17 protein-coding genes are annotated in these 20,052 nt (G+C 61.3%); 11 read left to right on the forward strand and 6 right to left on the reverse strand.

From position 1 onward, the window contains the following. Position 1 precedes the first annotated feature (1 nt). From FLM52_11020 to FLM52_11065, 10 genes are all read left to right on the forward strand, one after another. Positions 2-1,015: an FAH family protein gene (locus tag FLM52_11020; protein ID NVN56314.1), complete on the forward strand. Its 1,014-nt coding sequence runs from the start codon at positions 2-4 to the stop codon at positions 1,013-1,015. Between the two features lie 167 nt (positions 1,016-1,182). Continuing rightward, a complete protein-coding gene (locus FLM52_11025; GenBank protein NVN56315.1) occupies positions 1,183-2,181 on the forward strand; it encodes a TRAP transporter substrate-binding protein in 999 nt (332 codons plus the stop codon). Between the two features lie 38 nt (positions 2,182-2,219). Continuing rightward, complete coding sequence (locus FLM52_11030; protein NVN56316.1) at positions 2,220-3,245, forward strand: amidohydrolase family protein; 1,026 nt, start codon at positions 2,220-2,222, stop codon at positions 3,243-3,245. 5 nt (positions 3,246-3,250) lie between these two features. After that, entirely contained in the window at positions 3,251-4,336 is a 1,086-nt protein-coding gene (locus FLM52_11035; protein ID NVN56317.1) for a TRAP transporter substrate-binding protein, read from the forward strand. A gap of 94 nt (positions 4,337-4,430) precedes the next feature. Next, on the forward strand, positions 4,431-5,186 hold the full coding sequence (locus tag FLM52_11040) for a TRAP transporter small permease (protein NVN56318.1): 756 nt from the start codon (positions 4,431-4,433) through the stop codon (positions 5,184-5,186). Next, complete coding sequence (locus FLM52_11045; protein ID NVN56319.1) at positions 5,183-6,463, forward strand: TRAP transporter large permease subunit; 1,281 nt, start codon at positions 5,183-5,185, stop codon at positions 6,461-6,463. The genes FLM52_11040 and FLM52_11045 overlap by 4 nt, the downstream gene beginning before the upstream one ends. A 130-nt stretch (positions 6,464-6,593) precedes the next feature. Continuing rightward, on the forward strand, positions 6,594-7,652 hold the full coding sequence (locus FLM52_11050) for a TRAP transporter substrate-binding protein (protein NVN56320.1): 1,059 nt from the start codon (positions 6,594-6,596) through the stop codon (positions 7,650-7,652). 101 nt (positions 7,653-7,753) lie between these two features. Beyond that, a complete protein-coding gene (locus FLM52_11055; GenBank protein ID NVN56321.1) occupies positions 7,754-8,689 on the forward strand; it encodes a YncE family protein in 936 nt (311 codons plus the stop codon). 43 nt (positions 8,690-8,732) lie between these two features. Then, on the forward strand, positions 8,733-9,803 hold the full coding sequence (locus FLM52_11060) for an amidohydrolase family protein (protein ID NVN56322.1): 1,071 nt from the start codon (positions 8,733-8,735) through the stop codon (positions 9,801-9,803). Between the two features lie 42 nt (positions 9,804-9,845). After that, entirely contained in the window at positions 9,846-11,438 is a 1,593-nt protein-coding gene (locus tag FLM52_11065; GenBank protein NVN56323.1) for an aldehyde dehydrogenase (NADP(+)), read from the forward strand. Between the two features lie 387 nt (positions 11,439-11,825). Here FLM52_11065 and FLM52_11070 read toward each other — a convergent pair whose 3' ends face one another. Further along, positions 11,826-13,091, reverse strand: coding sequence for an O-antigen ligase family protein (locus FLM52_11070; GenBank protein NVN56324.1), 1,266 nt, complete (start codon positions 13,089-13,091; stop codon positions 11,826-11,828). A 407-nt stretch (positions 13,092-13,498) separates the two neighbouring features. Further along, positions 13,499-14,419 carry a LysR family transcriptional regulator gene (locus FLM52_11075; GenBank protein ID NVN56325.1) on the reverse strand — a complete coding sequence of 307 codons (921 nt, stop codon included), beginning with the start codon at positions 14,417-14,419 and terminating at the stop codon, positions 13,499-13,501. Between the two features lie 177 nt (positions 14,420-14,596). Here FLM52_11075 and FLM52_11080 point away from each other — a divergent pair, with 177 nt between their 5' ends. Next, a complete protein-coding gene (locus tag FLM52_11080) occupies positions 14,597-15,565 on the forward strand; it encodes a DMT family transporter (protein NVN56326.1) in 969 nt (322 codons plus the stop codon). Between the two features lie 161 nt (positions 15,566-15,726). Here the strand turns inward: FLM52_11080 and FLM52_11085 are convergent, their stop codons facing one another. From FLM52_11085 to FLM52_11100, 4 genes are all read right to left on the reverse strand, one after another. Next, on the reverse strand, positions 15,727-17,010 hold the full coding sequence (locus tag FLM52_11085) for a TRAP transporter large permease (protein ID NVN56327.1): 1,284 nt from the start codon (positions 17,008-17,010) through the stop codon (positions 15,727-15,729). Further along, the gene (locus FLM52_11090) at positions 17,007-17,636 is read right to left on the reverse strand and encodes a TRAP transporter small permease (GenBank protein ID NVN56328.1); all 630 of its coding nucleotides are present in this window, start codon (positions 17,634-17,636) and stop codon (positions 17,007-17,009) included. Before FLM52_11090 ends, FLM52_11085 begins: the two co-directional genes overlap by 4 nt. 3 nt (positions 17,637-17,639) lie before the next feature. Continuing rightward, entirely contained in the window at positions 17,640-18,614 is a 975-nt protein-coding gene (locus FLM52_11095; protein ID NVN56329.1) for a TRAP transporter substrate-binding protein, read from the reverse strand. 498 nt (positions 18,615-19,112) lie between these two features. After that, positions 19,113-20,012 (reverse strand): GTP cyclohydrolase I FolE2, encoded by a 900-nt coding sequence (locus tag FLM52_11100; GenBank protein ID NVN56330.1) that lies wholly within the window; start codon positions 20,010-20,012, stop codon positions 19,113-19,115. Positions 20,013-20,052 lie beyond the last annotated feature (40 nt).

Here is a 20,052-nt window from a genome sequence, read left to right on the forward strand (position 1 = left end):
CATGAGACTCGTCCAACTTCGCACCGCCAATGGCCCGCGGGTCGCCGTGGTCGAAAGCCGCGACCAGCTGCGCCTGCTCGACTTCCCCGGTGGCACCTATGAGCTGGCCTCCCGCGCCATCGAGCTGGGCATCGGGCTCAGCGCGCTGATCGAACAGCACTACTCGCACACCCTGGTCGACTACAAGCAGGCGATCGATCGCCGCGAACTGCTGCCGCCGGTCACCCACCCCGATCGCGCGCGCTGCACCGTCACCGGCACCGGCCTGACCCACCTGGGCAGCGCTGACACCCGCGATGCCATGCATGCCGCCGCCCAGGCACAGAGCGAGAATGACGCCAACGTCACCGACTCGATGCGCATGTTCCGCATGGGCCTCGAGGGCGGAAAGCCCGCCGCGGGTCAGGTCGGCGCGCAGCCGGAATGGTTCTACAAGGGTGACGGCAGCATCGTGGTCGCGCCGGAAACCGCGATCAGCGTGCCGGCCTTCGCCGAGGATGCCGGCGAGGAGCCCGAACTGGTCGGCCTGTACCTCAACGATGCCAATGGCCAGCCGCACCGCATCGGCTACGCCGTGGGCAACGAATTCTCCGACCACATCACCGAGCGCGCCAATTATCTGTGGCTGGCCCACTCCAAACTGCGCGCCTGCAGCTATGGACCTGAGCTGCTGATCGGCGAACTGCCCCAGCACCTGGAAGGCACCAGCCGCATCACCCGCGAAGGCCAGACCCTGTGGGAGAAACCCTTCCTGACCGGTGAGGCCAACATGGCCCACAGCCTGGCCAACCTGGAACACCACCATTTCAAGTACGCCCAGTTCCGCGCGCCCGGTGACCTGCATGTGCACTTCTTCGGCACTGCCACGCTGAGTTTCGCCGATCAGATCAAGGTGCAGGAAGGAGACCGCTTCGAGATCGAACTGCCGGCCTTCGGGCGCGCACTGCGCAACCCGGTCGCGTTCGAGTCCCACGACAACCAAGCGGAACAGCCATCCGCCATGGCGGTGCTGTAAACACTGCCGATCAGCACAAGAAGTAGAGCAAGGATCAGGGTCTTGAGAACCCCGCCATCACACGGCCCTGATCCCGGCAGCACCAGCAGTACCAATAGCACCAACAGCAGCACCAGCGTCAACACGCCGCCTAAGCATCACGACAATAACGAGAAAAGGGTTTCGCCATGACAACCTCACGCCACCACACCACCGCCACCCTCCTGTCCGCCGCCCTACTCAGCCTGGCGATGACAGGCACCGCCACTGCCGCTACCTCGCTGACCTTCGCGCATGCCCACCCGGTCACCGATTCGCAGCATCTGGCCGCCGAGCGCTTCGCCGAACGTCTCGCCGAGCGCAGCGCGGGAGAATTGACGGTCAAGATCTTCCCCAACGGCCAGCTGGGCAATGACCAGGCGATGATTTCCGGTGTCCGCAGCGGCACCATCGACCTGGAGCTCTCCGGCAATCCCTACTTCAGTGGTCTGGTCAGCGAACTCAACGTGCTGGACCTGCCCTTCCTGTTCGATACCCGCGAGCAGGCCTATCAGGTACTGGACGGCGAGGTCGGTCAGAACCTGCTGACTGCCATGCAGCCTCAACAGATCGAAGGCCTCGCCTTCTGGGAAATCGGCTTCCGCAACCTGACCAACTCGCGCCGCGCGGTAGAGACCGCCGAGGACATCAGCGGCCTGACGCTGCGCACCACCCCGAACCCGGCGCATATCGCCGCCTTCCAGGCCCTCGGTGCCAACCCGACTCCGATGCCCTTCGCGGAGCTTTATACCGCGCTGGAAACCCGCACCGTGGATGGCCAGGAGAATCCGGTCAGCCTGATTCGCTCCGCCAACCTGTATTCGGTGCAGGACCATCTGTCACTGACCGCGCACGCCTATACCGCCGCGCCCTTGATCATGAACAAGCAGACGTTCGACAGCCTCGCCCCCGAACTTCAGACGCTGATCAAGGAAGAAGCCCGCGAAGCGGCCCGCTATCAGCGCCAGCTCAATCATGACAATGAACAGGGCGATCTGGCCTTCCTCGAGGAACAGGGCATGCAGGTCGTGCGCGAACCCGATACCGCCAGCATGAGGGCCAAGGTCGCCGAGCCGGTGCGCGCCGAGTTCACCGCCAAGCACGGCAGCGAGCTGCTGGAACGCATCGACGCCGCTCTCGCCCACTGATCAGGCTCGCCTGACTTGCCACTGGAAGGAAGCTCGCCATGCTCTCTGACTCACTCCAATCCCCGGTGATGACTGCGTCTCTTGCCGAACTGGGCGAGCAACGCGAGCGCTATCTGGCCACGCAGCAGGATGAAGATCTGCCGATCATCGATGCCCACATGCATGTCTGGGACCCGACGCGCAATTACCACCCCTGGCTGTGCGATGAGCCGATGATTCCCTTCCGCTACGGCGACTATGCCGCGATTCGTCGCCCCTACCTGCCCGCCGAGCACCTCATGGCAGCGGGAAAGGCGCATCGCGTGATGGGCTGCGTCTACATGGAAGCGGAATGGGCGCGGGGCGATGCGCTCAAGGAAGTGCGCTGGGTCGAGGAGACTGCCCGCGAGACCGGCTGGCCGAATGCCATGATCGCCCAGGCCTGGCTGGATCAGGACGACATCGCCGAGCAACTCGCAACGCTGTGTGAGCCACGTTCCCCCCGTGGCAGCCTGGTCATGGGCATTCGACACAAGCCGGCCGCGCTGGAACGTCATGATCCGAGGCTTGCCACCCACACCATGCCCGGCTCGCTGCGCTGCCCGCGTTATCAGTACGGCGTCAGTGAAGTCGCGCGTCGCGGGCTGATCTTCGAGCTGCAGGTGCCCTGGTGGCACCTCGAGGAACTGTTGCCACTGCTGGGCCGCCACCCCGAGATGCCGGTGGTGATCAATCACGCCGGCGTGCCCGGTGATCGTCATCCCGACACCCTGCGTCAGTGGTCACGGGCCCTCGCCAAGGTCGCCGCCTGGCCCCAGGTGATGATCAAGTTCTCGGGGCTCGGCATCGTGGGTCAGCCCTGGCGGCTGGAAGACAACCGTGAGGTCTTTGCCATCGTGCTGCGCCATTTCGGGGTCCACCGCGTGATGTTCGCCAGCAACTTCCCGGTCGATGGGCTGGTGACCTCACTCGATACGCTGCTGCAGGCATTCAAGGACCTCAGCCGCTCCTTGAGTCCCGAACACCGCCTCAAGCTGTTCTGCGACAACGCCGTGCGCCGCTACCGCTTGAACGCTACCGCCTGACCGGAATGACGACGACCGCCACGACAGCGATTGCCACAACGACAGCCTCTATAACAACAACTTGCAAGGAATTCGCCATGCTTACCCGCCACGCCCTGTCCCATAAAGCTCTGATCAAGACAGTCTCCGCGCTGGGACTGATGCTGACCTTCGCGACCACTGCCCACGCCGAGATCACCGCGCGCATGGGCACCAGTCTGCCGGATGCCCACCCCCAGACGCTGGGGGCCAAGAAGTTCGCACAACTCATCGAGGAAAGATCCGACGGCGAGATCACCGTCAAGGTGTTCTCCAACGGCATTCTGGGCAACGACGTCAACATGACCTCGATGCTGCAGTCCGGGACCCTGGATTTCACCGTACCGTCCACCGCGACCCTCAGCAGTCTCAATCCTGACTTCAACATCGTCAGCCTGCCCTTCCAGTTCGATGACAGTACACATGCGGACGCGGTGCTGGATGGCGAGGCTGGCCGAGCCCTGCTCGCAAGCCTCGATGACAAGCAGCTAGTGGCACTCGAGTACTGGGAAAACGGCTTCCGTCACATGACCAACAGCCGCCGACCCATCGAGACGCTCGAGGACATCGAAGGCCTCAAGATTCGCACCATGCAGAATGCGCTCTATATCGACCTCTTCAATGGGCTGGGTGCCAACGCCGTGCCCATGTCGGTCAATGAGCTGTTTACCGCCATGGAGACCCGCACGGTGGATGGCCAGGAAAACCCCTACACCGTGATCGACGCCAAGCGCTTCTTCGAGGTCCAGAAGTATCTTTCGCGCACCGCGCATGCCTATGACGCCCTGGTGCTGGTCGCCTCGGCAGGCTTCATGCAGTCACTCGATGAGGCGCAGCGCCAGCTGGTCCGCGAGGCCGCCCGTGAAGCCACGCTCTATCAGCGCGAACAGAGCCGCGCCCTGAACGAGGAATTGCTGAGTGCCCTTGAGAAGAAGATGGCCGTCAACGTGGTCGCGGACAGTGAGCGCCAGCGCATGCGTGAGGCCCTGGCACCGGTGATCGAGCAGCACACCCAGGCGCTTGACGCAGACGTGGTGACGCAGTTCCAGACCGCCCTGGCCGACGCGCGCTGAACACTTTCATCAGCGCCTGTGTCATCAGCCCCTGACATCAGTCCCAGCCACCGACACGCGGCAGCGCCCTTTTCGCTGCAACCAGAGGGGCGCAATGACAGCGCTGCCGCACCGTCATCGAGATGCCTCCCTCGGGGATGACACCATGAACAAACTGACCCAAGAGATGCCGTTATCCATGTCGATCAAACCGCCCTCTGCCACGCACGCCGAGTCCCGCAAGGCCGCTGGCGCCGAGCAGAACAAGGCAGCTCCGCAGGACAAGACAACTGTGCAGGAAAAGACAGCCCCGCAGGACACGGCCGCCCACTCGAACATTGCCGTCGGCATCACGGCGCTGTTCAAGGGACTCGAGAAGACCCTGACCCTGCTGATGGTGCTGGCGCTGGTGGCGATGATCGTACTGGTGTTCGTCAATGTGGTGCTGCGCTACGGCTTCAACAGCGGCATCTCGATCAGTGTCGAACTGTCCCGCTTCCTGTTCGTGTGGGTCACCTTCATGGGTGCGGTCACGGCGCTGATCCGCCAGGAGCACCTAAGCGTCAATACCTTCGTCGACAAGCTGCCTGCGGCCATGCGCGCAGGGCTTGATCGGCTGGTGACCCTGGCGATGCTCGGCTGCTGCCTGATGCTGCTCAAGGGCAGCTATGCCCAGACGGTGCTCAACTGGAACAACCTCTCTCCCATCAGCGGCATTCCGGTCGGCGTCTTCTATCTCGCCGGCCTGATGGCAGGCGTGCTGATGTCGCTGATTCTGCTCTGGCGTCTGCTGACGCCGCTGGCACTGCATGCTGTCACGCCGCGCGTCGCGCCGAGCCACGCCTCTGATTCGCAAGGAGATACGCCATGACCATCGGGCTCTTCCTCGGCTCCCTGCTGGCCGCCATCGGCCTGAGCCTCCCCATCGCCTTCGCCCTGCTGGTCAGTGCCATCGTATTGATGCTGCATTTGGATCTGTTCAACTCGCAGATCCTGGCCCAGAACCTGGTCAATGGCGCCGATAGCTACACCCTGCTGGCCATTCCCTTCTTCCTCACCGCCGGCGAAGTGATGTCGCGCGGCGGGCTTTCCCAACGCATCGTCACACTGGCGATGTCACTGGTGGGCCACCGCAAGGGCGGGCTCGGCTTCGTCGCCATCTTCGCCGCCATCGTCATGGCCAGCCTGTCCGGTTCCGCCGTCGCCGATACCGCGGCGCTGGCCAGCATGCTGCTGCCGATGATGCGCAAGGCCGGCTACCCGCTGGGCCGCTCCTCCGGCCTGATGGCCGCCGGTGGGATCATCGCGCCGATCATTCCGCCCTCCATTCCGCTGATCATCATCGGGGTCGCCGGTGGCATCTCCATCGGCAAGCTGTTCCTCGCCGGCATCGTGCCGGGCCTGATCATGGGCGTGACCCTGGTAGTGATGTGGCTGTTCATGACCCGCAAGGAAGATCTGGTGGTCACGAAGAAGGCCAGCGGGCGTGAACGCCTCAAGGCACTCAAGGACAGCTTCTGGGCCATCATGCTGCCGGTCATCATCATCGGCGGCATCAAGAGCGGCATCTTCACCCCGACGGAGGCCGGTGTGGTCGCGGCGGTCTACGCCATCTTCGTCGCCACCGTGGTCTACCGCGAACTCGACCTCAGCCAGCTCTACGCCGTGCTCGCCCAGGCTGCCCGCAGCACCGCCATCGTGATGTTCCTGGTCGCTGCGGCGATGGTCGCCTCCTGGCTGATCAGCATCGCCCAGCTGCCGCTGATGGTGGCCGGCCTGCTGCAGCCGCTCGCCGATGATCCGCGCATCCTGATGCTAGCCATCATGGGTATCGTGCTGGTGGTCGGCATGGTGATGGACCTGACGCCGACCATTCTGGTGCTCACGCCAATCCTGATGCCCATCGTCAAGCTGGCCGGCATCGACCCGGTCTACTTCGGGATCATGTTCGTCCTCAACTGCGCCATCGGCCTGATCACCCCGCCGGTCGGCAACGTGCTCAACGTGATCACCAGCGTCGGCAACCTCAAGTTCGAGAAGGCGGTCAGTGGCGTCGCGCCCTTCGCCCTCGCCTATGTGGTGATTCTGCTGCTGTTCATTGCCTTCCCGCAGATCATCACCGCGCCGCTTTACTGGATGACCGACTGACCCCGTGGCAACCACAACCACGAAGCCACAAAGGAAGACTGAAAGAAGGCAAGACGCCAACGACACGCCACTTGCTTAGACAGTCGCCCACTAAGACAGCCGCCCACAAAGACAACAAGAGAGCCATTCAATGACACCCATGATCAAGACGACCCTCGCCAGCCTGCTGTTGATCGCCCCTCTGAGTGCTGCCCATGCCCAGATGACGCTCAAGCTGGCCCACGCCGCCCCGACCACCGATACCCAGCAGCAGGCGGCGGAGCGCTTCGCCGAGCTGGTCAAGGAAGGTACGGATGGCGAGATCACCGTCAACATCTTCGGCAATGGTGTGCTCGGGGGCGACCAGCAGATGATCGCCGGCGTGCGCAGCGGCACCATCGATATCGAGATGTCCGGCAACCCCAACTTCGCAGGTCTGCAGCCGGCGCTGGGCGCCTTCGATCTGCCCTACATCTTCCCGGACCGCAAGACGGCCTATCAGGTGCTAGACGGCAAGGTCGGCGACGATGCCCTGGCTCTGCTCAAGGAAGACAACCTCAAGGGCCTGGCCTTCTGGGAGGTCGGCTTCCGCGCGATGACCAACTCCAAACACCCGATCAAGACGCCCGCCGATGTCGACGGCCTGGTGATGCGCACCAACTCCAACAAGTCGCTGATCGAGGCCTTCTCGTTGCTGGGTGCGAATCCGGTGCCGATGCCGCTGGGCGAGCTCTACACCGCGATGGAAACCGGCACGGTCGACGCGCAGGACCACCCGATCAGCATCGTCTGGTCGGCGGGCTTCTATGAGGTCCAGGATTACCTGTCATTGACCAATCAGGCCTACACCTCACTGCTGATGGTGATGAACGACGACAAGTTCGAAAGCCTGTCACCAGAATATCAGCAGGTACTGGTAAGCGCGGCGCGGGAGGCCGGCGATTATCAGCGTGAACTGAACGCGAAGAACGAGCAGAAGATTCTCGCTGAACTGGCCGACAAGGGCATGAAGATCGAGACCGATGTCGATACCGCCGCCTTCCAGAAGGTCGTGCTGCCGACCTGGGACAGCTATATCGCCGCCAATGGTCGCGACTGGATCGATGCCATCCAGGGCGCCAGCCAGGCCAGCGCCGATGTCGATGTCGATGTCGATGACAAAGCCGAACCGCAAGGCACGCAGAAGACCACGGCCGCCGTGACGCAGTAACGCCCATCCGTTCTATCGCCTTGCTTATCTGTCACCCCAGCGAGGGCACAAGTCCTTGATAACCAGGCCCTGACGGCACCCTCGCTGATTGGAGAAATGTCATGTCCCGAGATGTTCTGCTGCTCAACCAGAAATGCGCACACACCCTGAGCCTGTTCGACGCCACCAGCGGCGAGGAACTCCACCACCTGCGCCTGCCGGATTACCCGCATGAGTTCGTGGTGGATTCCACCGGCCGCTACGCCTTCGTGGGTCACTACGGCATCCTCGGTGCCGACTGTATCGGCGACCAGGGCGGCTGCTCGGTATTCGTGGTCGATCTCGAGACCTTCACGCTGATCAATACGCTCAGCACCTGGCCTTACTATCGTATCCACGGTCTGGGCATCGATGACCAGGACCGCCTCTACGCCATGAGCGAAGGCCACAACACCCTGCTGCTGTTCAACACGCCCCTGACCCAGACCACGCCGGATCTGGCCGTGTCCTCTGGTGGCTACAAGACGCACCTGTTCGCGCTCACCAAGGCCGGCGACTGGGCCTACGGCATCAATCTGCTCAGCAATACCATCACCAAGTTCAAACCTCACGATGCCACCTTCACGCCCATCGCGATGATTCCGGGCCGCAAGCCCGAGGGCAACAGTCTGTCCGCCGATGGCCGCACCCTGTTCATCAGTAACCGCGATGACGACAGCATCGTGGCGGTGGATACCGAATCGATGACCGTGCGCGCCTCGGCGACCACCGGTCGAGATCCCAACCGCATCTACCGTGACCCCAAGGGGCGCCTGATCACCACCAATTACGGGGAAAGCTCGCTGTCATTGTTCGATGAGGCGCTGGCGCCGCTGGGCACCATCCAGCTTGAGGCGATTCCCATCGCGATGAGCTTCCACCCCGATGGCGAGAAAGCCTTCGTCTCGCTCAAGGGCGATCGCATCGCGGTGCTGGATCTGGAGAGCGGCCAGGTACGCAGAAGCTTCGCGACACGCGCCGAGCCGGACGTGTCCTGCCTGCTGGTGCGTGACCACTGAGTCAATCGGCACTTGATGCTTCCAACCAGAATACGAGCCAGTCATGACGGATACCACACTCAGGCACGAGCCTTCACACAGTCAGCCGCTGATCGATGCGCACCATCACTTCTGGGCCCTGGATGGCCAGGTGGCGTACCCCTGGCTGGAAGAGTCGCCGGTGGAGAACTTCTTTCTCGGCGATTACGCCACGATCCGCCGGCCCTTTATGGCCACGGACTTGAAGCGCCTGGTGCCTGAGGGCTTCCGGCTGGTGGGCAGTGTGCACTGTGAAGCCGAGGCCGCACGCTCGCAGGCACTGGAAGAGACGCGCTGGATCACCCGACAGCAGGCCACTCATGCACTACCCAGCGCGCATGTCGGCTGGGCCGCCTTCGGCACTGACGAGTGCGCCACTCAGCTGGACGCTCAGCGTGAATCGCCGCTGTTTCGCGGCGTGCGCGCCAAACCAGTCACCGCCGCCACGCCCCAGACCCGCCAGTCGGTGGTGGGCGCCAGCGGCAGTCTGCAGGACCCGCGCTGGTGCGAGGGACTGGCGCTGCTCACGGAGCATGACCTGAGCTGGGACCTGCGCGTGCCCGCCTGGCATCTTGAAGAGGCAGCCGCGACGCTTGCGGACTTCCCCGGCTTGCGCGTCATCCTCAACCACAGCGGGCTGCCGTGGGATCGCACGCCGCAAGGACTCGCCCAATGGCGCGCAGGCATGCGGGAGCTTGCCGATAACCCGAATGTCGCCGTCAAGCTGTCGGAATTGGGCACGCCCTGGCATGCCTGGGATGCCGACGCCAATCGAGAGCTGCTGTGTGAAGTGCTGGATATCTTCGGTGTCCAGCGCTGCCTGTTCGCCAGCAACTTTCCGGTCTCCGGCCTCAAGGTCAGCTATGGCGACTGGCTAGCGCTGGTGACTAGCGCCATTGAACAAACGACGAGCGCCGATCTGCGCCAGAACACCCTCGACAAGGTGCTCCACGACAACGCCATCCACTGGTATCGGCTACCGATTACCGCTATCGCATCGCCTACGGACGCTGCTGCTGTAACCAGCTCCACCGCAACCTCTATTACGACCTCTACTACGACCTTTACTGCAACCCACAAGACACCCACGGCCTGACTCAACCTGCCTCAGGGCTTCACTTATCAAGGAGAAGACATGATGTCACTCAACGGTCATCAGCTTATCGGACAACGCAGCTTCGCCGCTCAGGGCGAGGCGATCCACGCCATCAATCCGGCCACGGGTGAGCGTCTGGAGCCTGCCTATCCGGGTGCCAACGCGAGCACGGTGGAAGAGGCCTGCCAGCTGGCCAGTCAGGCCTTCGATGCCTATCGCGCTACATCGACCGACGCGAGAGCCATCTTCCTCGAGACCATCGCCGAGGAAATCAATGCACTGGGCGATACCCTGACCCAGCGCGCCATGCAGGAGACCGGCCTGCCCGAGGCACGCCTGAACGGTGAACGCGGCCGCACCTGCGGACAGCTCAAGCTGTTTGCCAAGGTACTGCGCCGCGGTGAGTGGCAGGATGTGCGCGTCGACCCTGCGCTGCCGGAGCGTGCGCCCCTGCCGCGTGCCGACCTGCGCCAGCGTCAGATCCCGCTGGGCCCAGTGGCCGTCTTCGGGGCCAGCAACTTCCCGTTGGCCTTCTCGGTGGCCGGTGGCGATACCGCTTCCGCGCTGGCCGCAGGCTGCCCGGTGGTGGTCAAGGGGCACTCGGCTCACCCGGGCACCTCGGAACTGGTCGGCCAGGCCGTGGCGCGCGCCGCCAAGCGTTGCGACATGCCGGAAGGTGTCTTCTCACTACTATTTGGCCCGGGCAATGAGGTCGGCCAGGCGCTGGTCAAGCATCCCGAGATCCAGGCGGTCGGCTTTACCGGATCGCGCAGTGGCGGCACCGCCCTGCTGGCTCTCGCTCAGGCGCGCCCACAGCCGATTCCGGTCTATGCCGAAATGAGCAGCATCAACCCGGTCATCCTGATGCCGGCCGCACTGGAAGCCCGCGGCGAAGCGCTGGGCAGCGCATTCGTCGGCTCGCTCAACATGGGCGCCGGTCAGTTCTGCACCAACCCGGGGCTGGTGCTGGCCGTCAAGGGCGAAGCACTGGAGCGCTTCAAGCAAGCCGCCATTCCCGCCATCAAGGCAAGTCCGGTGCAGACCATGCTGACGCCGGGCATCCACAAGGCTTATGCCGAGGGCGTGGCAAGCCTGTCCTCACAGCCCGGCATCACCTGCCTGGCCAGTGGCGAAAGCGACTCTCCCATCGCTAGCCCCTGCCAGACCCAGCTGTTCAGCACTCAGGCGAGTGACTTCCTGGCTAATGAGGCCATGCAGGCCGAAGTCTTCGGCTCCAGCTCATTGATCATCGAATGCGATGATCTCGCTCAGCTCAAGCAGGTCTGCAGCGCGCTGGAGGGCCAGCTGACCGCAACTCTGCACCTGAATGACGCCGATCACGATGCCGTACGTCAGCTGCTGCCGGTGCTGGAACGTCGCGCTGGACGCATCCTCGTCAATGGCTGGCCGACAGGGGTCGAAGTCTGTGACGCCATGGTCCACGGTGGCCCCTGGCCCGCCACCTCCGACAGTCGCACCACCTCAGTCGGCACCGCCGCGATTCACCGCTTCCTGCGCCCGGTCTGCTATCAGGACCTGCCGGATGCCCTGCTGCCACCGGAGCTCAAGCACGACGCGACCTCCGGCATCAGCCGACTGGTGGATGGAGTGCGGGAGGGGCGAGAAGCTCAATGAAGCACATCGACTGAACTTGGAGTACTTGCAGCAGCTTTCCTACCCAATGACCATCGAATAGATAAATGGAATGTGAGCGGCTGGAGGTGATAAGCCAGCCGCTCTTTCCGAGTGGCAACGCATAAGGGTGACTGTCTTCTATCCGTTACATGAGCTCCAAGCCAACTCGTACCAGCCGTAGCTATGCCAGCCTGAGACTCTATCAGAGCCTATCGTATTTCCCGTTACGGCGAGACAATAGCATCTGGAGTAGTGATACTCTTTCGCTCCAGAGGCCTTCCATAAAGAAAAAACCCCACGCAGTGAAATCTGCATGGGGCTTGAGTATTCATTGCTGTAGCGGTGCGTAATATTTGCAATATTCTGATATTTCAGGAACGTAGCAGGTTAGTGTTCAATCTGCTTCTGCTGCTCATGGCGCCAACGCCAGTAATGAGTTACCAGGCCGCCAACAACAATGTTGTGGATATACAACCCAGTCCACATAGACTCATAGGATTCAAACTGGTTGATGATCATCCAGAAAACGAAGAATATCATTCCAAAGAAAGCCATATCACTTGGCATGACTCCTGCGCGCCAAGCCAACCAGGTCGCACGACCGATCCATATCATTAATGCAGCTATGGCCAGCACACCCAATAGGCCATAGGCTACCCACGTCTCCATGAAGAAATTATGTAGATGGCCATATTTCTTCGCCACTTTTTCAGGAATCCAGGCTGTCTCGCGCATCACAAGACTTTTGCCTTTTGCTCCCCAGCCTGTCAGCGGGCGCTCAGCGATCCATTCGCTTGCCGCGATCCAGCTATTGACCCTGATACCAACGCTGGTATACGGGATTTGGGTCAACTCGCCCTTCAATACTTGGGTTATCACATCACTTTCTTTATTGACACGCTTTTCAAGAGAATCCCCCAAGCCTAGTCCAAACACTACCATCAACAAGGCTAATGCAGCCAAAAACATTGATAGGTATTTCAAGAATTGGCGGACACCACGACGCATTACGACAAAGCCACCCCAGACCGACAACCCTAAGCCAAGTGATACTATAGTACCAATCCAAACTGCCCGCGTTTGACCAACGACAATACCTGCCAGCGCGATAATCAGTGCCATCCCCCATAAGGTAATGCGCACCCCTTGGCGACTCCCCTGCTGGCAGATACGTTTAGAAAATGCTACTAGTCCCAATAACAAGGTACCAAAGAACATTGCGGAATGTTGCGCGTTACGTATACCAAAATCAGCTCTCTCACCGGATAGTCCTGTTATCCAGTTTTCATCATTCGGTGGCGCCAGAAAAAAGGTAGTCAATAAAAAGCCAGTTGCTGCTACACCCCAGAGAAGTAGCGTATTTCGCGTACTACCGCGTAGCCACCAAGCTACGCTGATGAATATGAACAACTTGGCGAGAAGCGCCAGTCGAGGAGATGAATCCATCCACTGCGGGTGGTGTGACAATCCCGCCCACCATGAAATCAACTGCACCGTTACGACTGCCCCAAGCAATAGCAGTACAGGAAGACGGAAACCTTTTCCCCAGATACAAAATGCGATCAAACCAGAAAACGCCAACAAGGTTTCTGCTGGCTTGGCGATATCGCCAGCGGGAATATTGAAAAACGTATACACCATCAATGACGCCACTCCGATGAGCAGCAACCATCCAGGACTTTTCCAACCTGCCCCTTCGTCCCACTTATTTGTAACCATCATGCTCGCTTGCCATCTCCAGACAGGATGAAAAACGATATATTACAACAAAAATATTGTTTTATCGCCTATATTCCAGATTCCCGATGCAGTGAGTTGACGAAATCTTGTGTTCCTTACAGGAAGCCTATCTCGAGGAATGAACTACCAGGCATGGGCTAGACATCAACCTCGGACCAATGCTTCTACCCTTGAAACATATACTTTAGTAAAACCTGAATATCACTTTGATCAGCGCTTCAGTGGTCACTCTCGGCATATATCCCTCCCTGCGCTCGGCTTACTTGAAAGCCCGGTGAGGTCCCGGGACCCTCTGAACCCATCACGTTCAGCCCTTCTGCTCAGACATTCTGCCCTGTCACACCGCCCTCCCCAGCCTTGGCGATCAGCCAATCCCGGAACAGTCGCGCGGAGGCCAAGAGCGGTCGATCGAGATCAAACACGAGATGCTCCGCGAGGCCGGTGATCGCGCGATGATCCGTGACACGAATCAGCTCGCCCTTGGCGATGGCGTCCGCCGCCATGAAGTCCCACGCCAGTCCGATGCCGGCACCTCGCTGGATGGCGGCGAAGGTCAGCGTCAGCTGATTGAAGGTGATGTCTGACTTGGGCGGGCGGTAGCGAATACCGAAATGGGCGAACCAGTGAGACCAGTCCATGCAGTTCCACGAGGAGTCCAGCTGAATCAGCGGGCGCTGGGCCAGCTCTTCCAGCGAAAGTCCCTGCTCCTTGATCACATCCGGGCGCGCCACCGGATAGATATCTTCGTGAATCAGCGGCGTAGCACTCAGCGCTGGCCATTCGCCGTCGCCATAGAGGATCGCGAGATCATGGTCCGGCACCATGCTGGCATCCATCTCGTTGCTGGCATGGATGTGCACGGTAATCTCGGGGTGCTCGGCGCTGAAGCTCAAAAGGCAAGGGAACAGCCAGTACTGGGAGACGGCATGCGTTGCCAGCACGCTGACGGTGTCAGGGTGCTGCAGTGCGCGCAGGCGCTGTCCGGCCATCTCGAGCCCTTGCAGCGCCGGGAAAATGTCCTTTTGGTAGAGCATTCCCGCCTTGGAAAGCGTGACACCACGCGCCTTGCGCACGAACAGCGGCGTGCCAAGTGACGCTTCCAGCGCGCGAATCTGCTTGCTGATGGCGCTCTGGGTCAGGCACAGCTCATCGGCGGCACGGGTGAAGCTTCCCAAGCGACTCACGGACTCGAAGGCTGCAAGTCCCTCCAGTGAGGGAAGATGGCGGAAACGTCCTGCCATGGTGGCTCCCTGTATTTGGAATTGTGTCTGTGTTCGTCATTGCGCTCGCGCGGATGGCTCTAGGCAGCTCTCTCGCCGCACATTCCTTGACGGAATGGCTGGATGCGGCAAAGTCGCTGCTTGATCACAAAGTAACGCATTAGAGTGGCCCCTTGATCAAGACAAGGGCGACTCATCATGAAGAAAGCAATAGTCCATGCTGGCATGGCAGGCGCCCTCTGGGGAGGCGTCATCGTGTTGCCATCACTGCTTGGTGACATCCATCCAGTGGTCATCAGCTGCGCGCGTTTTGGACTCTACGGACTGTTTGCCGCGGCGATAGCGTTACCCCATGCTCGCCGCCTGTCTGCTCGCCTCACTACGCGCGATACCCGCTTGCTGCTGGAGTTGGCGCTGACAGGCAATGTGGCATATTTCATCTTGCTGACGGCGGCCGTCCAATATGCCGGCGTGGCCATCGCGGCATTGATCAACGGGCTGGTGCCGGTGGCGGTGATGTTGATCGGGAGACGCCATATTCAGGCGAGCCGCCTGTCCGTGAGCCTGTCCCTGACGCTGATCGGGGTGGGAATCATCTGCATGAACGTGCCTGTTCTGCTTCGCTTCCTTCAAGGCGCGGGAGAGTGGCGAGACCTGATCGGCGTGCTGTGTGGCTCGCTCGGCGTGATGTCCTGGGCATGGTTCGCGTTGCGCAATGCCCAGCAACTCAAGGCCGGTCGTTTTTCCGCGCGAGAGTGGTCCACCCTGCAAGGCATCGCGACCGGGGTCGTGGCAGTGATGATTCTTGTGCTGGTCGCCGTCTTGCAGCCGCGAATATTGCCGCTGGAGCTCTCGTCTGAGCGCTGGCTGGCCTTCGCTGCCGCAGCCCTGTTCATGTCGGTCGGGGGCTCCTGGATCGCCAATGCCCTGTGGAATTCGTCGGCCCAGCGCCTGCCGGTGTCGGTAGGCGGACAGATGATCGTCTTCGAGACCTGCTGTGCGTTGCTCTACGGATATCTGCTTGCCTGGCAATGGCCGCAGAGCAACGAAATGCTGGGCATGCTGTTGATTCTCGGCGGTGTAATGTGGACGCTGCGCGCCGAGCAGCGTGTGTCCGGCCCTCGAAAGGCTGTGGGTGGCGTACCTGTTACGGGATCAGAGCAGTGAAATACCCCACCTGATGAGGCCTGGCCTGGCCGATGGTCATTCCCCGCACATTTCACTCGCCTATTTCAGACACGCCAAGGCCGCCTCAAAGGGCGGCCTTGGCGTGTCTGGCGGGCAGTCTCCACCACTGCCCTCTCAACCTTATCTCTCAGACATAGCTATCAACCATAGAAGTGCTCGACAAGACTCATGGGAATCGCCGGCACGTAGGTGACCAGCATCAGCACCAGGAAGAGCACGAAGATCATCGGAAGATTGACCTTGGTGGTTTCCCACATGTCCGTCTTGGCGATGGAGCATGAGGTGGCCAGTACCGAGGCCACGGGCGGCGTCTGCTGACCGATGGCCAGATTGAGGGTCAGGATCAGACCGAAGTGGATGGGGTCGATGCCGATCTGCTGGATCAATGGCATCACGATCGGTACCACCAGAATGATGGCAGCGGCACCATGCAGGAACATGCCGAGCAGGAGCAGCAGGATGTTGAGCAACGCCAGCACCGCCACCGGGTCCGTGGTGATCGCGGTGATCTCCTGGGCCAGCTGTTGCGGCAACTGCATCTCGGTCAGGAACAGCCCCAGCACCGCAGATGTGGCGACCAGCAGCATCACGACGGAGGTCTGGATCACGCCATCGATCACCGCGCGGTACAGCACCTGCAGGTTCAGCTCACGATAGACCAGCCCCCCGATCACCAGCGCCGCCAGCACGGCGATGCCCGCGCCTTCGGTGGCGGTCACGAAGCCACCGAAGATACCGCCCAGAATGATGACCGGCAGCGTCAGGGCCCAGAAGGCCTCGCGAAACGCCTTGCCGAGTGTCGACAGCGAGAAGGCAGCCTCACGCGGCATGTTGTACTTGCGGGCGTAGTAGTAGCAGAGCATCGCCAGCCCCAGACCACCCAGAATCCCCGGAATGATGCCGGCGACGAACAGCTTGACGATGGACGTGTCCGCGATGGCCCCGTAGAGAATCATCGACAGCGACGGCGGAATGATGATGGCAAGCGACGCCGAAGACGACGTGATCGCCGCCGAGAACTGCGGCGTGTACTTGCGCTTCTTCATCTCGGGAATCAGCACCGAACCCGTCGCGGCCACATCGGCCACCGCGGAGCCGGAAATCTCGGCGAAGAACAGCGATACCCCGACATTGACCATCGCCAGGCCACCGCGCACGAATCCGACCATGGCCGTGACGAGGTTGATCAGTCGCATGGAGATGCCCGAGGTATTCATCAGCGCGCCGGCCAGAATGAACAGCGGAATTGCGATCAGCGGGAACTTGGTGGCGCCATTGAAGAGCGTCAGTGGCACGTTCACCAGCGCGTCCACGCCCATGAAGATCACCACTCCGACGACCCCGACGGTGCCGATGGCGACCGCAATGGGCACGTTGATCAACACCAGTGCGAACAGCGCCGCGATAATGATCAGTAACGTCATGAACGGTGCTCCTTGAGGTCTTGCTCGGCCAGACGGATGGCTTCCGCGATCTCTTCCTCTTCACTGTTGACGCCTGCACACATCTTGCGCCAGGCATGAGGCAGACTCAGCAGTTCACACAGTATGAAGAGCGCCGCACTGATCGGAATCACCGACTGGGTGACGTCCAGACCGATGGCCGGCAAGGCGATGAGGGAGTCCCAGGCCAGCACGTCAAGCACCTGATAGCCGAACCAGCCCACCACGGCGAAGAACCCGATCACGATTAGCTCAGAGGTAATGAACAGTGCACTGCGCAGTGCGATGGGCGCCTTGGTGATCAGACCAGGGAAGCCCATATGGGATCGCTTCAGAGCCGCCAGGCCAGCGCCATAGAAGCTGAGCCAGGCCAGATTGATCGAGGCGACCTCGTCATACCAGGGCAAGGAGCCCCCGAAGGTACGCAAGGCCACCGCCGCCAACACGATCACCGTCAGCGAGAGCAGCAACCCGACGGTGAACACTTCCAGGCAGCGTTCCACCACCTTGTTGACTCTGTCCAGCAGGGTCACACCAGCCGTGGCCGTCAGTCCTTCCCCACTCTCGGTGGGGAAGGTTGCCTTGGCCGCATGGGAATGCGAGCTCATGACTTACTCCTTGGCCAGTGCCATGGCCCGGTCGACCATCGCCTGACCACCGTCGACCTTGTCGGAGAACGCCTGATAGACCGGCGCACTCGCGGTGACGAAGGCATCCCGATCCACCTCATTGACGGCCATGCCGCCCGCCTTCAGGCTCGCCAGCAGCTTGTCATCCAGTTCTGCCCCCTTGGCGAAGGCCCAGCTCTGGGTCTCGGCGGACACCTCGGCAATCGCGGCCTTCACGTCCTCGGGCATCTTGCCCCAGCCGGCCTGACTGCTGGTCAGCCAGATGGGCGAATAGACATGATTGGAGAGTGACAGGTACTTCTGGACCTCCTGGAACTTGGCGCCATCGATGTTGGACAGCGGGTTCTCCTGGCCATCGACCACCCCGGTCTGGAGTGCCACGAAGACCTCCGAGAAGGCCATCGGTGTCGGATTGGCACCCCACGCCGTGAACATGCCGGTACGCCATTCGCTCTGCGGGGTGCGCAGCTTCAGCCCGTCCAGGTCTTTCGGATCCACCACGGGATGTTCATTGTTGGTGATCTGGCGGAAGCCGTTCTCCCAGGTGGAGACCAGCTTGAGGCCCTTGGCCTTGGCATCCTCGGCCAGGTCCGTCATCACGATCTCGTCATCGATGCGCTTGAGATGCTCGCGATCCTTGACCATGAACGGCATGTCAAATAGTGCAAAGCTTGGCGAGACGGACGACATCACCGAGGAAATCGCGGCCAGATCGACCGTGCCGAGGCGCAGCTTCTGGATCAGCTGGCGCTCATCGCCCAGCTGGCCACTGTGGTAGTACTCGACCTGATGCTCATCCCCGAGTCGTGCCTGCAGGCTATCGGCGAAATGTTGCGCAGTCTGGCCCTGCAGACTGTTGGGGCTACCGCCGATGGCAAACACGATCTTCTCGGCATGCGCAGTGGTGGTACCCAAGGCGGCGGCTAACAGCGTGGCGGCAAGCATGGCTCGCTTCATTGTCGAATCCCTTTGATTGTTCTGTTGTGGGGTATGGACGTATCGGGGCTGGCTTGCCGCTTGATCGCTCCGGACCTGAGTCTGTGTTGGCGAGACTGACTCACGTGCGTGACGTTCATATTCCACTCCCTAAAGTGGACTGCAAACCATACCAGATGAAGCAAAACTTAGTCGCCCACTGCCGCACCGGTCAATCACACCGCAGCAGAAATAGACCTTTGTCTAGCGAAATACGCAACAATCCCCCTTCCCCGGCCTCATCTGGACTGGATGGCAAACCACATACCGACATCATCCGTCTGCTATCGTCAGCAGCGGTGTCTGGCGTTTTTTCAGCTCTGCAAAACCAAAAGCCCCGCCGATTTCCTCGGCGGAGCATGCATGTAGATCAGAGACGCCAACCTCTCGAAAAAGGGCAGAACGGGCGAATGAGGCTGGAGAACCCGGCTTGAGCGCCAGGCAAGAGTGCGGCTGGGCGTCACTCAGCCACGGCGTCACTCAGTCGCGGCGACCCCAGGCCACGGCGTCATGCGGGTGAAGGCTTTCGATATGCCGTACATGCACATGCGCCTCGCCGTCTGAGATCGCCAGGCCATTGATCAACCTGCGTGCGGCGTCTTCAACGAACATCAGATTCTGGCCATTGAGCGCCGCGAAGGCTTGCTCGTCGGCGCGTTTCACGGCCGTCTGGACCGGCGTGGCCACGGCCTGTTCGATGACATCGATCAGCGCGATCAGCCCCAGATCCTGCGCCGTGGGCTTCAGCTCGATCTGGACCTGCGCTTCGCTACGCTGACTGTGGGGCGTGGCCAGAGTGGCGTTATGGGTGAGCCACTCGGCGACCTGCTCAGGCGTCAGTGTGGTGTCATTGCGATGAGCCGCCAGGAATGCCTGCTCGATCAGCTGGCGCGACAGGGCCGCCGAGCACGGACAGGTGGAGGAATACCCCACCGTGACACTGGCCTGCAGCGTGAAGCTGTCCTCGCGCAGACTGGCCTCCAGCGTGACGGGGTAGGACTTCCAGCCAGAGAGTTGCGGTGTGACTAGTGCCGGACGCTTCACCAGCAGCGCGAATTCCAGCCTGACGCGGGTATTGCGCGAGGCGCAGTCGTGATGGCTTGCCACCATCGCGGCGAGCACGTCCTGCAGATTGCCCGGGGTCAGTGGCTCGCCCTCCGCCAGCCCATCCAGCAGGCGGTAAAGGCGCGACATGTGAATGCCCTTGGTATGCGGCATCGGCAGGTCGACCTGCGCATCCACGTGGGCATGCAATTCACGGCGATAATCGCCCTCCTCGATGAGTACAGGCAGATCAATCCCCTGCATGCCCACCCATTCCAGGGGACTCAAGGAGCGCGAGCGCTCGGTCAGGGAAACGTCGGGGAGTATTGCGGTCATTCGTCAGATATCCAAAGCGGCCCTCGTCAGTGACCGCCTC

It is taken from the genome of bacterium Scap17, from assembly GCA_013376735.1.
GTDB lineage: Bacteria > Pseudomonadota > Gammaproteobacteria > Pseudomonadales > Halomonadaceae > Cobetia.

Bases quoted from the DNA above. Each gene is read 5' to 3' on its own strand.
- FLM52_11035 (NVN56317.1), top strand. From the start codon at position 3,251: ATGACGACGACCGCCACGACAGCGATTGCCACAACGACAGCCTCTATA.
- FLM52_11025 (NVN56315.1), top strand. From the start codon at position 1,183: ATGACAACCTCACGCCACCACACCACCGCCACCCTCCTGTCCGCCGCC.
- FLM52_11060 (NVN56322.1), top strand. From the start codon at position 8,733: ATGACGGATACCACACTCAGGCACGAGCCTTCACACAGTCAGCCGCTG.
- FLM52_11030 (NVN56316.1), top strand. From the start codon at position 2,220: ATGCTCTCTGACTCACTCCAATCCCCGGTGATGACTGCGTCTCTTGCC.
- FLM52_11050 (NVN56320.1), top strand. From the start codon at position 6,594: ATGACACCCATGATCAAGACGACCCTCGCCAGCCTGCTGTTGATCGCC.
- FLM52_11040 (NVN56318.1), top strand. From the start codon at position 4,431: ATGACAGCGCTGCCGCACCGTCATCGAGATGCCTCCCTCGGGGATGAC.
- FLM52_11020 (NVN56314.1), top strand. From the start codon at position 2: ATGAGACTCGTCCAACTTCGCACCGCCAATGGCCCGCGGGTCGCCGTG.
- FLM52_11085 (NVN56327.1), bottom strand. From the start codon at position 17,010: ATGACGTTACTGATCATTATCGCGGCGCTGTTCGCACTGGTGTTGATC.
- FLM52_11045 (NVN56319.1), top strand. From the start codon at position 5,183: ATGACCATCGGGCTCTTCCTCGGCTCCCTGCTGGCCGCCATCGGCCTG.
- FLM52_11055 (NVN56321.1), top strand. From the start codon at position 7,754: ATGTCCCGAGATGTTCTGCTGCTCAACCAGAAATGCGCACACACCCTG.
- FLM52_11100 (NVN56330.1), bottom strand. From the start codon at position 20,012: ATGACCGCAATACTCCCCGACGTTTCCCTGACCGAGCGCTCGCGCTCC.
- FLM52_11095 (NVN56329.1), bottom strand. From the start codon at position 18,614: ATGAAGCGAGCCATGCTTGCCGCCACGCTGTTAGCCGCCGCCTTGGGT.
- FLM52_11080 (NVN56326.1), top strand. From the start codon at position 14,597: ATGAAGAAAGCAATAGTCCATGCTGGCATGGCAGGCGCCCTCTGGGGA.
- FLM52_11090 (NVN56328.1), bottom strand. From the start codon at position 17,636: ATGAGCTCGCATTCCCATGCGGCCAAGGCAACCTTCCCCACCGAGAGT.
- FLM52_11065 (NVN56323.1), top strand. From the start codon at position 9,846: ATGTCACTCAACGGTCATCAGCTTATCGGACAACGCAGCTTCGCCGCT.
- FLM52_11075 (NVN56325.1), bottom strand. From the start codon at position 14,419: ATGGCAGGACGTTTCCGCCATCTTCCCTCACTGGAGGGACTTGCAGCC.